Raw genomic sequence first — 13,337 nt, 5'->3', positions numbered from 1 at the left:
GCACCGAGGTGTCGTCGTAGTCACGCACTCGTTCCGGTTCGGGATCCGAATATGTGTCATCGATCACGGATTCTCAGGAAGCTCAGGAAACGGGCAAAACGGAATTTGACTGGTGTTCAGCACTTTTCGAGGCTGTCGCCGCTTTCCGGCGGCCGTGGCGCGCGTCCGGCGGAGGTCGGTTCGGGCATACTGAAAACCATGTGGTGGATGGTCGGGCTCATAGTGCTGGCCGCGTTGGTTTTGGCATCCGTTCTGGTCGGTTTCGTTTTCCGCCGCCCGATCGCCGAAGCCAAGTCGGCGGTGCTTGCCTTCGACGACGCCAGCTCTCAGCCCCAGCGCGACTGACCACCGTCGAGCGGAATTGTTGCTCCAGTCAGATACGCGGCATCCGGGCCGACCAGGAAAGCCACCGCGGTTCCGATGTCCGTTTCGCAGTCGCCGATCCTCCGTAGCGGAATCCCGGCAACAAAGGCGGCAGCCTCTTCCGGGCGTGCATCTGCCCACCGCTGCAGCCCCGGCGACGACGCGTGGGGAGCAACCGCGTTGACCCGGATCCCGTCGACGCCCCATTCGCATGCTGCCGCGCGACTGAGGGCTCGGACGGATTCCTTCACGGCCGCGTAGCCGCCGTAGCCGGCAGCGTCCCAGCGGACGGCCACGGAGCTGACCATGTTGATGATTGCCCCGCCGCCGCGCTCCTTCATGAACGGGTAACAGGCTTGCATGGTTCGCAGAGTCGCGACGGGGCCGGACGTCAATCCGTCGGCAAGGCGCTCCGGAGTGAGGTCGAGGACGTTGCCGAGCGGGTTGAGGCTGGCGTTGTTGATCAGAACGTCGACGCCGCCGAACAGTTCCACCGTTCGCGCCACGGCTCCGGTGATGGAATCCGCGTCGGCGATATCCATGAGCACCGGTTCGGCACGGCCGCCGCGTTCGGCGATCTCGTTACATGTGACGACGAGTTTCGACTCAGTGCGCCCCGCGACCGCGACGGAAGCGCCCTCCTTGGCGAGCGCAAACGCAACTCCCTGGCCGACGCCCTGCCCTGCGCCAGTGATCAGGGCCACTTTTCCATCCAACTTGCCCACTGCTGTTCTCCTGCTCGTCATTCAACGGTTCCCGAAGCGTTGTCCGAATCGCGCATTGTTACTCGTGGGTTCCCGCTGGATGAGATGTGAGTTACGTCCCACTCAGCGGCACCGCTTCAAATTTCGGTCGTCTTACGTATATTGTGAGCGCCGTTACATACCGGGCGCGCGGACCGCGTACACATTCCATGATGAGGAGCTAGACATGGCATTCACCACTGGCAGCAGCAAGACGGACCTCGCAACTCTCGGCGACTTCCAGAAGATCATTGCAGGCCTGGGCGGCGTTCTCGTCGGCATCGGCGCAGTTGCAGGTCTTCTCGGCGCAATTGGTGGCGCAGGAAGCTCGCAGCCGAAGGCTTGATTGCTTCGCTGAACCGGATTTACGGCCCCCGGCCCGCATTCTGAAGGTATTGCCTTCGTGGATGCGGGCCGGAGGTTTGCCTGCAGATGAATACCTGTGCCTTGCAGGCACATTCATTTTTGTGATACGTCGATCTTTGCCGGCACATCCACACCTTCTTCGTAGACCTGGGGCCCGAAGTTCGGCAGCGGAGTGAAGTCGAGTGCCGCCTCCGAACCGCGGTAATGGCGGAAGTAGAAGAGGGATCGGTCGGGCCGCACCAGGCTGTCCGGTTCGCTTGTCTTCCATCCCCAGTGGACGTCTGCTCGCAAAATCTCCGACAGCCTCAGTATGTTCTTGCAACCATGGCTCTGTAGCCCAAGGCATTTCAATTCCTCGACGTCTCGCAATTGCCCGTCGCGCGTCCACCTGGATTCGTAGACCAGAGCATCGAGAACGACGCGGTGCGAACCCGCTTGAGTAACGCCGGCAAGTAGAACCTCCCAGTCCAATCCTGGTGCGTGTTGGAGGTATTCGTCGGCGTCGATGAATGCTGCCCATGCGACGGTGTCGCGGTACCGGCTCACGAAATCGACGTACGCCTCTACCTGTCCGTGCACGATCCGACCGTCGGCGTCGCGCGGTTGCCAGTCGACGATCGTCACCGGAAGGTCGTGCAGTTCTTTGCGGAATGCGACCTGAACTTCACTGTCCGACATCGATCGGGTGAAGGCGCCGTAAGAGTTGCCTCTCTTGTCCTCGCTGCGGCCGTGCCAACGGTTGAGACTGAATGCGCTTGTCTTGCGGGTGGACCCGACGGAACCGGTGTTGTCGTAGAGAACAACCTCCCAGCCTTGCTCGATGTGGTGCAGGCACCAGTCCCTGATGAAGGGGAGATGTTCGCGGGGGAGCAGGACCGCAACCACGGCGCGGCGCCCGGAGTCAGAGCTGTTCGGATGATTCTTCGGATCCGTGATCACCCGACACACGATAGTGCTCTGCGTGGATGCGAGTTACTCAATGCTGCTCGTAGGAACGGTTGGTCGTAGAACGTTGACACATTCGGCTATTTGTCTCATAGTCGAGTCATGACAACTTCTGTGTCACATTCGCCACGGTTTGTACCTTCCACCGGGGAGTCCTGGCGTTCGCCCTGGGCCATGTACGACGCATTGCGCGAGAACGACCCGGTGCACAACGTTGTGCCGGAAGCTGCGCCGCAGGACGACTACTGGGTGCTCACCCGTCACGAAGACGTCTACAACGCCGCTCGCGACTACGAGACGTATTCGTCGGCAAAGGGATTGACCACTGTCTACGGTGAACTCGAACAGATCGGGATGCAGGACAATCCGCCGTTCGTGATGCAGGATCCGCCAGTGCAGTCGGAGTTCCGGCGCATGGTGTCGAAGGGTTTCACTCCGCGTCAGGTATCGGCGGTCGAGCCGATGGTTCGCGAATTTGTCGTCGAACGTATCGAGGCGCTGAAAGCGCGTGGCAGCGGCGATATCGTCGTCGAGCTCTTCAAACCGTTGCCCTCTATGGTTGTCGCACACTATCTGGGTGTGCCGGAATCGGACCGTGACCAGTTCGACGGCTGGACCGAAGCCATTGTCGCTGCCAATTCGGCAGGTGGTGTGGCCGCGGCAGCGACGACGGCGCAGGCCGCCACCGGTGAGTTGATGATGTACTTCGCGTCGTTGATCGAACGCCGCAAGGTCGAACCGGGTGACGACACGATTTCGCACCTACTCGCCGCTGGAGTCGGTGAAGACGGCGACATGTCCGGCCTGCTGTCGATTCTGGGCTTCGCCTTCACCATGGTGGCCGGTGGAAACGACACCACGACAGGAATGCTGGGTGGTTCGGTGGCGATGCTGACCGAACGCCTCGATCAGCGTCAGATCCTGCTGGACGATCCCGCATTGATCACCGACGCGGTCGACGAGTTGCTTCGACTCACCTCACCGGTCCAAGGGCTGGCACGCACCACGACGCGAGATGTGGCCTTGGGTGGCAAAGTGATTCCGACAGGACGTAAGGTTCTGCTGATGTACGGTGCGGCCAATCGTGATCCCGAAAAGTACGGACCGGACGCGGCGGAGTTGGACGTCGTGCGTCGACCGCAGAAGATTCTCACCTTCAGTCATGGCGCCCACCACTGTCTGGGGGCGTCGGCAGCTCGGATGCAGGCTCGAGTTGCTTTGGAAGAGTTGCTCTCCCGGATTCCAGACTTCCATATCGACGTCGACGCGATGCAATACGCGCCGGGCAACTACGTGCGCCGTCCACTCACAGCGCCCATGTCGGTGACCCGGCCGTGAGCAACGACTGGCTCGGTGAGGGGCGCGCCTTGGCGGCAGCCGAGAAGATCCTCGACAGTGCGGCGCAACTGTTCGTCGAGAAAGGCGTCAACGCGGTCGGTATGGCGGAGATAGCCTCTGCTGCAGGATGTTCCCGGGCCACCTTGTATCGGTACTTCGAGAATCGGCAGGCTCTTCACATTGCGTTCGTTCACCGCGAAGCTCGCAGGCTGGGAACTGCGATCGCGGAATCGGTAGCGACCATCGACGATCCGAGTGAGCGTCTGGAGACGGCCATACTCACTGCAGTGTCCGCGGTGCGTAGCACTCCGACGTTGGCTGCATGGTTCACCCCGGGTGATGCGAGTCTTGCCGGTGAACTTGCCAATTCATCCGACGTCATCAACGGACTTGGTGTCGCGATGCTCGGTGAACTCGGAGCAGGCACAGCGTCGCGGGCGCGCTGGATCGTGCGAGTGATTCTCTCGCTGCTCATGGTGCCGGGGGCGGACGAGAACGACGAGCGGACGTTGGTGCGTGAGTTCGTCGTTGCGCTGTTGATTGCTGGACGGGCCACCTGATCATCCCTTCCGGGTGATGCGCGAGGGCTGCGTGGGGATCGAGGATGAACCGATATCCCGACACAGGTCACCGCGAGTTCCCGAGGAGCGTAAGAGAAGATGACTACACCGTCCGAACTCGACCCCAAGCCCGCCACCGAAGCGACTCGCCTGGCAAATGCCCAGGTTCTCCGTGACCTTCCTTTCGACGACACCTTCGACTTCGAACTGATTTCTCGAGGTCTCGTGGCACCGCTCATCGATGGCGGACTGGTCAAAGGTGACAAAGGGCAGTTCATCTTCTCGTACGACGCCTACGGGTTCGCCGACGGCGATGCACCGGATACCGTCAACCCGAGTCTGTGGCGCCAAGCCACTTTGATGGGAAAGGGCGGTGGACTGTTCAAGCTGGCTGATCGTCTGTACCAGGTGATCGGCCAGGACTTGTCGAACACGACGATCATCGAGGGCGACACCGGGTTGATCATCGGTGACACTCTGATGTCCGCGGAAACAGCCGCTCTCGCGCTGGAGTTGTACTACCAGCACCGCCCGAAGGTTCCGGTCAAGGCAATCATCTTCACGCACTCCCACGGCGATCACTTCGGCGGTGTCAAAGGATTTGTCACCGACGAAGAGATCGAGTCCGGTGCCGTAAAGGTCTACGCACCAGACAGTTTCACGGAGGAAGCGATTTCCGAGAACGTACTTGCCGGCACGGCGATGACACGTCGCGGAATGTACATGTACGGATCGTTCCTGCGTCCGGGGCCACAAGGGCAGGTATCCGGTGGTCTCGGCCTGTCCACTTCGCACGGCACTTCGACGTTCGCCGTGCCTACCGACGTCATCACCGAACCGGTGCACGAAGAGGTCATCGACGGTGTGCGCGTGACGTTCATGCTCGCGCCGGGAACCGAGGCGCCATCCGAAATGCTCTTCTATTTACCAGATTTCAAGGCGCTCGGGTCAGCTGAGGACGTCACGCACACGATGCACAATCTATACACGTTGCGCGGCGCCAAGACTCGCGACGCCAAAGCGTGGTCGCACTACGTGCGTCTGGCAACGGAACTGTTCCCCGACGTCGAAATCATCTTTGCGCAGCATCATTGGCCCACGTGGGGCAACGACAAGATCTTGAAGCTGATGTCGGATCAGGCAGATCTGTACAAGTATCTGCACGATCAGACGTTGCGCCTTGCCAACAAGGGACTGACACCGGTAGAGATTGCCGACCAGATCGAGGTACCCGACGCGATCGGAAAGCAGTGGTACAACCGTGGGTACTACGGCTCGCTCAGTCACAACGTCAAAGCGATCTACACCTTCTATCTCGGTTGGTTCGACGGCGTTCCCGCTCACCTCAATCCCCATCCGCCGGTGGAGAACGGCAAGCGCTACGTCGAAGCCGTCGGCGGGCCGGACGCACTTCTGACCAAGGGCAAGCAGGCGTTCGACGACGGAGACTACCGCTGGGCCGCGGAGTTGGTGAACCATCTGGTGTTCGCCGATCCGAGTAATCAGAAAGCGCGAGAGTTGTTGGCGGACACGTACGAACAACTCGGCTACCAAGCCGAGAACGGTACGTGGCGCAACTTCTACCTGGTCGGAGCGATGGAATTGCGGCATCCGCTGGCGCCGATGCCGTCCAACAACCCCACTGGCCCGGCCGCGGTCGCAGTGATGCCGCTCGAACAGATGCTGGATTTCTGGGCAGTTCGCCTCGACGGCCCGAAGGCCGCCGACGTCGACCTGTCGTTGCGATTCGTGTTGTCGGACACCGCGGACAACGTCCTGGTCACAGTGCGCAACGGCGTGCTGAACTACGACATGGACAAGGCAGATGCTTCGGCAGCCCTGACTCTGACCTTGACCCGTGCCGTGTTCAACGAGGTGTATCTGGGAAGGACCTCGCTCACCGAATCCATCAAGGCCGGAACGGCAAAAGCTGTGGGAGATCAGTCCGAACTGGAGACGTTCATCTCGCTGCTGGAGGACTTCGATCTGTGGTTCGATATCGTCACGCCGTGACTGGTCGACTCCATGATGTGGCCCGGGTGGGGGATCATTCGAAACGAGAAGGATCTCCCGCGCCGACGCGCACGATTTCGGGAACACCGGACGAATAGTCGACGACTGTGGTGGGTTCGGTTCCGCAGTCACCCGAGTCGATGACGGCGTCGAGTTGGTGGTCGAGTTCTTCCTTGATCTGCCAGCCGTCCGTCATCGGTTCCTCGGCGCCGGGCAGGAGAAGGGTGCTGGAGAGGATGGGTTCACCCAACTCTTGCAAGAGTGCCCGCACTACCGGGTGGCTGGGGATACGCACTCCGACGGTCTTCTTCTTGGCGTGTGCCAGCCGACGCGGAACTTCCTTCGTGGCGGGAAGGATGAACGTGTACTGCCCAGGCGTAGCCGCTTTCACTGCGCGGAACGCCGAGTTGGTGACGTGGACGAAGTGCCCGAGCTGCGCGAAATCGGCACAGACCAGCGTGAAGTGATGGTCCGAACGCAGATGACGGATCTCGCGGATCCGATCGGTGCCCGAGTGATTGTCCATTCGGGCGCCCAGGGCGTAGCAGGAGTCGGTGGGGTAGGCGATGACCGCGTCGTTGCGCAGCATTTCGACGATCTGGCTGATCGCGCGCGGCTGCGGGTTTTCCGGGTGAACGTCGAAGTATCGGGCCATCAACTCAGCTTAGTTCAGCTTGCAGATCACGAATGCCGTTCACCGTTGAGACTGTGGTCGGCGAGCAAACCCGTCAGCTCTTCGGCGTAGGCGAGTTGCTTACGTAAGTGTGTGCAGCTTTCTTCCGCCCGGGTGTGGCAGTCGGTGACGAATTCGGTTGCAGCGGTGCGCGTTGACGCGTCCGAAGCTTCGTCGCCGAGCACTGCCAGAGAATCGAGAAGTTGTTTCATTTCTTCGAGACTGAATCCGAGCGGCTTCATTCGTCGGATTACCAGTAGCCGTTGGACATCGGCCTCGGTATAGAGGCGGAATCCTCCGGCGCTCCGCTCGGACGGAGTAACCAGACCGACCTCGTCGTAATGACGGATCGTCTTGATCGACAGTTCGGTGCGTTCGGCAACCTGTCCGATCTGCATGTTCGGCCCTTGGCCCGCATGTTCCGGCTCAGACATCACTCCCACTTTCCTCGCGCTGGGCTTCCATACTCTCAGTGACCGTCACCCAGGCGACCGGACAGGCGCAGGTGGCGCTCGGCCGATGCGTCGTCGAGCCCCACGATCTCGACATTCTTGCCTCTGGCCGCGTACTTGGTGGTGATGGCGTCCAGTGTCGCGACGGTCGACGCGTCCCAGACATGAGACTCGGACAGATCGATGACAATGTTCTTCGGGTCGCCGGCGTAGTCGAACTGGTAGATCAGATCGTTGCTGGATGCGAAGAACAGTTCGCCTCGAACCGCATAGACACGGGTGTCCTCGTCCGGATGCGCGACGTCGATCACTTCGGTGAGATGCGCGACGCGGCGGGCGAAGATGACCATCGCGGTGATCACTCCGACGATCACGCCGTAGGCAAGATTGTGGGTCGCGACGGTGACTGCCACGGTGACCAACATGACCACTGTCTCGCCGATCGGCATGCGGCGCAGGGTCTTCGGATTGATGCTGTGCCAATCGAAAGTGCCGACCGAGACCATGATCATGACGGCCACCAATGCGGCCATGGGAATCAACGCCACGACATCGCCGAGGCCGACCACGAGTATCAGCAAGAACACGCCCGCCAGGAACGTCGAGATTCGAGTGCGAGCGCCGGAGACCTTGACGTTGATCATGGTCTGGCCGATCATCGCGCACCCTCCCATGCCCCCGAAGAAGCCGGTGACGATGTTCGCGACGCCTTGGCCCCACCCTTCTCGGGTCTTGTTCGAGTGAGTATCCGTGACGTCGTCGACGAGTTTGGCCGTCATCAACGATTCGAGGAGTCCGACGAGCGCCATGGCCAATGCGTACGGCGCAATGATCGACAGTGTGTGTATGTCCAGGGGGACGTCGGGGAACAGTAGCGTCGGTAGGCTCGACGGAAGCTCGCCCTCGTCGCCGACGTTGGGGACATCGAACGCGAAAACGACTGTGGCGGTTGTCAGTAGAACGATTGCCACCAGTGGAGCCGGGACGGCGTTCGTCAGTTTCGGCAGGAATACGAGTATCAGAAGTGCGACTGCAAGGAGTGGGTAGACGAGCCACGGAACATCGATCAGGTGGGGGAGTTGGGCGATGAAGATCAAGATGGCGAGTGCGTTGACGAATCCCACCATGACGCTGCGCGGAATGAAGCGCATCAACCTTGCGACGCCCAGGAGGCTCAGCACGATCTGGAGAAGGCCGGCCAGAAGGACTGTCGCAATCAGGTAGTCGATTCCGTACTCGCGCGTCAGTGGAGCGACGACCAGTGCGACGGCGCCGGTAGCTGCGGAGATCATTGCGGGTCGTCCGCCGACGACGGCGATGGTCACTGCCATCGTGAACGACGCGAACAGTCCTACGCGCGGATCGACGCCGGCGATGATCGAGAACGAGATCGCCTCGGGAATCAGTGCCAACGCCACGACCAGTCCGGCCAAAACCTCCGTTTTGAGACGGTGAGGTGACCGGAGCGCGGCCCGAACCGAATTGTCGTTGGTGGATGAAGCGATGGTTACTGCCATGAGATTCCGTCCTGACGAGGTTCTCATACTCTACCCTCCTGTAAGGGTAGAGTATGAACGGAGTTCTCACTACGGCGCGGATTTCTGTCGAATTGCGTTTCCCTGCAGTGAATCTCGAATCGCGAGATTGATCGAGAGAGGCAACGCTCGCGGTGGCGGTCAGATGTGACGACCAGTAACCCTTACCAAGTATTTACCTACTGTGTGGTTTTTGTTTATTGAAAAAGGGTCAACTCGGGCGCTGGCTCCGTTACAGTTCGGCGGCAAACGTCAATCAGGTTGTTCCGAGAGGACATCATGTCAAAACGCCTACTGAATGCTGCGCTCCTTACCGGCCTCCTTGCCGGTGGAGCCGCTGTGGCCGTGATTCCGGCGACCGCGGCGCCCGTTGCAGAAACCACGTCGACAACTTTTCAGGTCACGTGCCGCGCAGTTCCGAGTGCGTTCTCCGGTCCTTCGTCAGACGGAAAGCCTGCTACGGTGCGGGTTTCGGCTCCTGCGGTAGTCGCGCCAGGTCAGGTCTTCGACATCGACGTGGATCCGGGTAGCGTCCAGATCCCGAACGATGTGAGCGGCGCAAGCGTCAAGAAGATCTCGCGTCTGAAGATCGATCTGCCGATTCCGACCAACGCGGAGTTCGTTTCGGCGACGGTCACCGATCCGGGCAATGTTATTGCCGGGAAACCTGCTTCGGTGATTCGTGTCAACGAAGACGGTGCTCCCGCAGCGGACGGTCCGATACTCCGGTTGTCCGGCGCAAACGAAGCGATCGGCAACAGTCCGTCATCGTCGTCGGGTGCGCACGGTGGGCTTGCGATCAATGCTCAGTCCGGTGCCGAGACGAACATCGTCTTTCCGAAGATCAGAATCACCGTGAAAGCCGGGCCGTCCGGCGCAGTCGACACCAATGTCCGGACTTCGGGTGCTGCAGGTACTTTCGGTGCGCCGGAGTCATTTTTGACCTTCCTCCCTCAGGTCGGTCACTGGCTCGCGGGAACCATCTGGGCGCCCACATCCTGCTCGCCGCGCGACGGTGAGACCGGCCCCCTCAATGCCGGTGCCGGCGCCCTGGCATCCACGAAGATCGACGGGGACCTGGGGCCCGTTGATCCTGAGCCAGGCGCGGACATCGTGACTAAGCTCGAAGGACCGGCTACCGCCGCGACCGGTACCAAGGTGTCTTTTGCTTCTCACGTCGATCCGGAAAACACAACGGGAACAGTACAGTTCATGGTCGACGGCAAACCCGTCGGTGACCCGCGGCCGGTGGTTCGCGGTATTGCGCGCCTGGATCTCACCTTCGGTAAGGCGGGTACCAAGTCCGTGACTGCAGTATTCACCGCTACCGGAGACGAGGCGAAGTACACGTCGGCGGCACACGTACTCACGGTGACCGGTGACACCACAGGTCCGGTCGATCCCGACCCGACCGATCCGGGCACTCCGGGCGGTCTCGGCAGCCTTGAGTCCGTTCTGCCGCAGCTGCCGACGGGTTCGCTCGGTGGCAAGTGATCACGGTCCTACCTCACTGAACTTTCAATGGCCGAGTTCTTCTGAAAGGCAACACATGAACCCCCGCACTCTGGCAGTTTGCGCTGTCGTACCAGCACTCGCGGCCGGACTCCTCGCTGTGTCCGCGCCGGTGGCAGCGGCTTCCGATACCGTGACGCGGACAGTTTCCTTCGAACACAAGTGCCGGGTCGACGGCGCCACCGATTGGGATTCGTCGTTCTCCGACAACATGGAGGTAACGGCGCCCACGTCCGTGCGTCCCGGCGAACAGTTCACAGTGAAATTGCATCCAGGCACCATGCGTAGTTCGGATTCGGACACCGGTCGTATCAAGTACGACATCGCACTACCGCAAGGGGCAACCCTGGTTTCGTACTCCCTCGTCGGTGATTCGTCGTCCAACTTGACCGGCGAGACTGCGGTGCTGCTCCGGGTGGGCGCAGACGGAAACGCGAACCCGGCGGGTGAGTACCTGCGAATTACCGGTACCGGCAACAAGACAGTCAACGACGGTCCGAGCGCGAACGACAACAAGCCCAAGGAAGGACTGCAAGTCAAGGCCAACACGGACTTTCGTTTACCGGCAGTCGAATTGAAACTCGAAGCTCGGTCCGACGAGGGAAACGCGACGACGCACCTGCGCGCCGGGGCGACGAGCCCGAGCATCAAGATCAAAGACACGAGCATGAGTTTCGGTGAGTCCCGGTGGGTCAATGCCGCTGGGTATTGTGTTGCTGCGGGCGAGGGACGCAGCGCCCTCTCGACTACCGAGGTCTTCACGACCAACCAGACCGAGACGATGGTCGCTGTCGCACTGGAGGCACTGACGGGCGAAGACGTCAAGATTGCGGCGAGTATCGACCCGAACCCGGGTGAGGGAACGGTCGAGTTCTTCGACGGCGATACGAAGATCGGCAGCGCCACAGTCGATTCCAATGGCCATGCAGAACTGGTCTGGCCGTTCCGCGACCAGGGCGAGCATCGCATCACCGCAAAGTTCTTGGGTACCAAGAAGTTCAGTTCTTCGGAATCTGCGGACAAGACCGTGACCGTCACCGTGCCTGGTGTCATCGTCGTCGAGCCGGTGGATCCGACGGAACCGGAAACTCCTGGTGGAACCGGAAGCCTCGGGGACATCTTCTCGAAGCTGCCGACGGGCTCACTCGGAGGCTGAGTCACCCAAACGGCAGGGGAGCGTCGACGTTTCGGCTCGAATGCGGGTGTGATCGAATACTGGAATGACAGGTTCGAATCATGCCGAGAGCCGCAACGCCGGCGTTCTCTGATCTTCTCAATGGGAGTCTCCGTCACGGAAATCGGGCCAGAACCACAAAAAGGTAGCTCACCAAAACTCGTGCCCTTTTACTACCGTTAGTTGAAGAACTGCGCGAACCGCGGGTTCTTACATCAACAAGCCTTCGAACTCGCCGCTGCGGTTCAGGTATGAACAAGGTAGGGAAAATGCGCAAGGTTAGTTTGCTCGCGTCCGCTGCAGCAGTAGCTGTCGGTGTGGCAATGATCGGGACGTCTGCGGCCTCAGCAGCGCCGGGAACGATTCCCGGTCACGGGCTGTTCGACGTGCCGTGGGAGGTGTTGCCGGGAACCTACACGACGTCTGGGCCCGTATCAGCTGACATGCCGTGCATATACGGCCGAGCAAAAGTCGACGGCGATGGTGAATTGAATGTACTCGAGTTCGAAAGCACCCGCGAACCGGCGACAGTCACGATTCTCTTGACGGATTCTCGCTTCACCACCGCATATTGCTCTGATTGGAAGCGAGTGTCGTCAGTCGGATCGTTGGATCTCGGATCACTTTTCGGGTCATAGACGTCGCCGCTCTGATTCCAGATGGGCCTCTGGCCGTGGCCACGGACCTCTGCTATCTCGGCTAACGCTCGCCTCGCGGATGTGCTCGTTCGTCTCGAGTTTCCGACCACTCGTCGCATGAGTCCATGACCAGGGACTTTAGCCCTCGGTAATTACCTACCAATCGGTATATTCTGCGAAGGTACGGACTTCGTGAACCGATGTGAGTTGGCTCCGGGGGACGTGCCGGCCTCGCAGGACCGCCCGCAAAGTCAGCCCGGTGAGGCCACCGGAGTTCGCGCATTTCGACAGATTGCCGCTGGGTCCGTCCGCTACGAGGGGAGCGGACGGACCTGACAGCACGAGAGAGTGCCATGCCTGAACGTGGTCAAAGCAGAGTGGACGCGGGGATCATTGCCGTCGTCGCAGTCATCACCGGTGTGTTCGTCGCACTGACCGGTCACGGTCTGGTTGCAGCGCTCGCCACCGTAGTGGGCCTCGCGCTCGGAATGGCGATTGTGCGGTATCTGATCAAGGGCCGCTGATCACCGCAAGAGTTCAGCAGGTCGCGAGAATGTCTGCGATGGTGTCGTGTTCGGCTTGGGTGACCCACAAACCGTATGCCGCTTTGACTTCCACTTGAGCAGTCACGTACTGGCAGCGGTAGGCCTTGTTCGGTGGCAGCCAGGTCGCCGCGTCGGAATCCGACTTCTTCTGGTTCGTGGGCCCGTCGACAGCGCGCAGGTTTCGAGGGTCGTTGGCCAGATTGGTTCGCGTCTGTGTATCGAGCTGTTGTGCGCCCTTCTGCCAGGCGTCCGAGAGTGCGACTACATGATCGATCTGGACTGCAGAAGACGTGTCCTGGCCGCGGGTGAACGCGATGGTCTTGTTCGTGTACGGGTCACGGAGCGTACCGGTTTGGACCGAGCAGCTTTTGGAGCCGTCCTTGAATGTCAGGTCGGTGAGGTCACGCCGCAGGATGTCGTTGCGAGTTATCTCTAGCGCCGCATCAGGATGAAGGCACGGTAGGCACGGCGTGTCGGTCG

Annotated in this window: 15 protein-coding genes; 9 read left to right on the top strand and 6 right to left on the bottom strand. The window is 60.7% G+C overall.

Annotation, left to right across the window (positions count from 1 at the left end):
- The first annotated feature begins 207 nt into the window (after positions 1-207).
- On the top strand, positions 208-345 hold the full coding sequence (locus M1L53_RS03910) for a hypothetical protein (RefSeq protein WP_003945592.1): 138 nt from the start codon (positions 208-210) through the stop codon (positions 343-345).
- Here M1L53_RS03910 and M1L53_RS03905 read toward each other — a convergent pair.
- Positions 327-1,088, bottom strand: coding sequence for an SDR family NAD(P)-dependent oxidoreductase (locus tag M1L53_RS03905; protein WP_054187978.1), 762 nt, complete (start codon positions 1,086-1,088; stop codon positions 327-329). The genes M1L53_RS03910 and M1L53_RS03905 overlap by 19 nt on opposite strands.
- Before the next feature lie 205 nt (positions 1,089-1,293).
- Here M1L53_RS03905 and M1L53_RS03900 point away from each other — a divergent pair, with 205 nt between their 5' ends.
- Positions 1,294-1,452, top strand: coding sequence for a hypothetical protein (locus M1L53_RS03900; protein ID WP_156423205.1), 159 nt, complete (start codon positions 1,294-1,296; stop codon positions 1,450-1,452).
- A gap of 113 nt (positions 1,453-1,565) precedes the next feature.
- Here M1L53_RS03900 and M1L53_RS03895 read toward each other — a convergent pair whose 3' ends face one another.
- Positions 1,566-2,411 carry a hypothetical protein gene (locus M1L53_RS03895; protein WP_054187977.1) on the bottom strand — a complete coding sequence of 282 codons (846 nt, stop codon included), beginning with the start codon at positions 2,409-2,411 and terminating at the stop codon, positions 1,566-1,568.
- A 108-nt stretch (positions 2,412-2,519) separates the two neighbouring features.
- Here M1L53_RS03895 and M1L53_RS03890 point away from each other — a divergent pair, with 108 nt between their 5' ends.
- From M1L53_RS03890 to M1L53_RS03880, 3 genes are all read left to right on the top strand, one after another.
- Positions 2,520-3,755, top strand: coding sequence for a cytochrome P450 (locus M1L53_RS03890; protein ID WP_261949202.1), 1,236 nt, complete (start codon positions 2,520-2,522; stop codon positions 3,753-3,755).
- Complete coding sequence (locus tag M1L53_RS03885) at positions 3,752-4,315, top strand: TetR/AcrR family transcriptional regulator (RefSeq protein WP_007734604.1); 564 nt, start codon at positions 3,752-3,754, stop codon at positions 4,313-4,315. The genes M1L53_RS03890 and M1L53_RS03885 overlap by 4 nt, the downstream gene beginning before the upstream one ends.
- A 99-nt stretch (positions 4,316-4,414) precedes the next feature.
- Complete coding sequence (locus M1L53_RS03880) at positions 4,415-6,328, top strand: alkyl/aryl-sulfatase (RefSeq protein WP_054187975.1); 1,914 nt, start codon at positions 4,415-4,417, stop codon at positions 6,326-6,328.
- 34 nt (positions 6,329-6,362) lie between these two features.
- On the opposite strand, the gene M1L53_RS03875 is transcribed toward M1L53_RS03880, so the two are convergent.
- Genes M1L53_RS03875 through M1L53_RS03865 form a run of 3 tightly spaced genes read right to left on the bottom strand, consistent with a single transcriptional unit; the run spans position 6,363 to position 8,970 of the window.
- Positions 6,363-6,983, bottom strand: a complete 621-nt coding sequence (locus M1L53_RS03875; RefSeq protein WP_003945756.1) for an L-threonylcarbamoyladenylate synthase — start codon at positions 6,981-6,983, stop codon at positions 6,363-6,365.
- 26 nt (positions 6,984-7,009) lie between these two features.
- The gene (locus M1L53_RS03870; protein ID WP_007734605.1) at positions 7,010-7,435 is read right to left on the bottom strand and encodes a MerR family transcriptional regulator; all 426 of its coding nucleotides are present in this window, start codon (positions 7,433-7,435) and stop codon (positions 7,010-7,012) included.
- Positions 7,436-7,470: 35 nt separating this feature from the next.
- Entirely contained in the window at positions 7,471-8,970 is a 1,500-nt protein-coding gene (locus tag M1L53_RS03865) for a SulP family inorganic anion transporter (RefSeq protein WP_157092629.1), read from the bottom strand.
- Positions 8,971-9,267: 297 nt separating this feature from the next.
- Here M1L53_RS03865 and M1L53_RS03860 point away from each other — a divergent pair, with 297 nt between their 5' ends.
- The 4 genes from M1L53_RS03860 to M1L53_RS03845 all read left to right on the top strand — a co-directional run bounded on the left by M1L53_RS03860 (position 9,268) and on the right by M1L53_RS03845 (position 12,836).
- Positions 9,268-10,482 carry an Ig-like domain-containing protein gene (locus tag M1L53_RS03860; protein ID WP_054187973.1) on the top strand — a complete coding sequence of 405 codons (1,215 nt, stop codon included), beginning with the start codon at positions 9,268-9,270 and terminating at the stop codon, positions 10,480-10,482.
- 55 nt (positions 10,483-10,537) lie between these two features.
- Positions 10,538-11,656, top strand: a complete 1,119-nt coding sequence (locus M1L53_RS03855) for an Ig-like domain-containing protein (protein ID WP_054187972.1) — start codon at positions 10,538-10,540, stop codon at positions 11,654-11,656.
- Positions 11,657-11,943: 287 nt separating this feature from the next.
- Positions 11,944-12,312, top strand: coding sequence for a hypothetical protein (locus M1L53_RS03850; RefSeq protein ID WP_232319052.1), 369 nt, complete (start codon positions 11,944-11,946; stop codon positions 12,310-12,312).
- A gap of 353 nt (positions 12,313-12,665) precedes the next feature.
- Complete coding sequence (locus tag M1L53_RS03845) at positions 12,666-12,836, top strand: hypothetical protein (protein WP_007734610.1); 171 nt, start codon at positions 12,666-12,668, stop codon at positions 12,834-12,836.
- A 13-nt stretch (positions 12,837-12,849) separates the two neighbouring features.
- Here M1L53_RS03845 and M1L53_RS03840 read toward each other — a convergent pair.
- Positions 12,850-13,337, bottom strand: a 488-nt coding sequence (locus tag M1L53_RS03840) for an HNH endonuclease family protein (RefSeq protein ID WP_261949201.1), incomplete at its 5' end; no start/stop codon positions are given.

The sequence above is a fragment of the Rhodococcus sp. T9N genome (assembly GCF_024436645.1).
In the GTDB taxonomy this organism is placed as follows: Bacteria; Actinomycetota; Actinomycetes; order Mycobacteriales; family Mycobacteriaceae; genus Rhodococcus_F; species Rhodococcus_F qingshengii.
Note: the sequence above shows the minus strand (reverse complement) of the source record. Positions and strands in the feature narration are given on the sequence as shown.

Bases quoted from the DNA above. Each gene is read 5' to 3' on its own strand.
- M1L53_RS03910 (WP_003945592.1), top strand. From the start codon at position 208: ATGGTCGGGCTCATAGTGCTGGCCGCGTTGGTTTTGGCATCCGTTCTG.
- M1L53_RS03900 (WP_156423205.1), top strand. From the start codon at position 1,294: ATGGCATTCACCACTGGCAGCAGCAAGACGGACCTCGCAACTCTCGGC.
- M1L53_RS03890 (WP_261949202.1), top strand. From the start codon at position 2,520: ATGACAACTTCTGTGTCACATTCGCCACGGTTTGTACCTTCCACCGGG.
- M1L53_RS03880 (WP_054187975.1), top strand. From the start codon at position 4,415: ATGACTACACCGTCCGAACTCGACCCCAAGCCCGCCACCGAAGCGACT.
- M1L53_RS03875 (WP_003945756.1), bottom strand. From the start codon at position 6,983: ATGGCCCGATACTTCGACGTTCACCCGGAAAACCCGCAGCCGCGCGCG.
- M1L53_RS03870 (WP_007734605.1), bottom strand. From the start codon at position 7,435: ATGTCTGAGCCGGAACATGCGGGCCAAGGGCCGAACATGCAGATCGGA.
- M1L53_RS03865 (WP_157092629.1), bottom strand. From the start codon at position 8,970: ATGGCAGTAACCATCGCTTCATCCACCAACGACAATTCGGTTCGGGCC.
- M1L53_RS03860 (WP_054187973.1), top strand. From the start codon at position 9,268: ATGTCAAAACGCCTACTGAATGCTGCGCTCCTTACCGGCCTCCTTGCC.
- M1L53_RS03855 (WP_054187972.1), top strand. From the start codon at position 10,538: ATGAACCCCCGCACTCTGGCAGTTTGCGCTGTCGTACCAGCACTCGCG.
- M1L53_RS03850 (WP_232319052.1), top strand. From the start codon at position 11,944: ATGCGCAAGGTTAGTTTGCTCGCGTCCGCTGCAGCAGTAGCTGTCGGT.
- M1L53_RS03845 (WP_007734610.1), top strand. From the start codon at position 12,666: ATGCCTGAACGTGGTCAAAGCAGAGTGGACGCGGGGATCATTGCCGTC.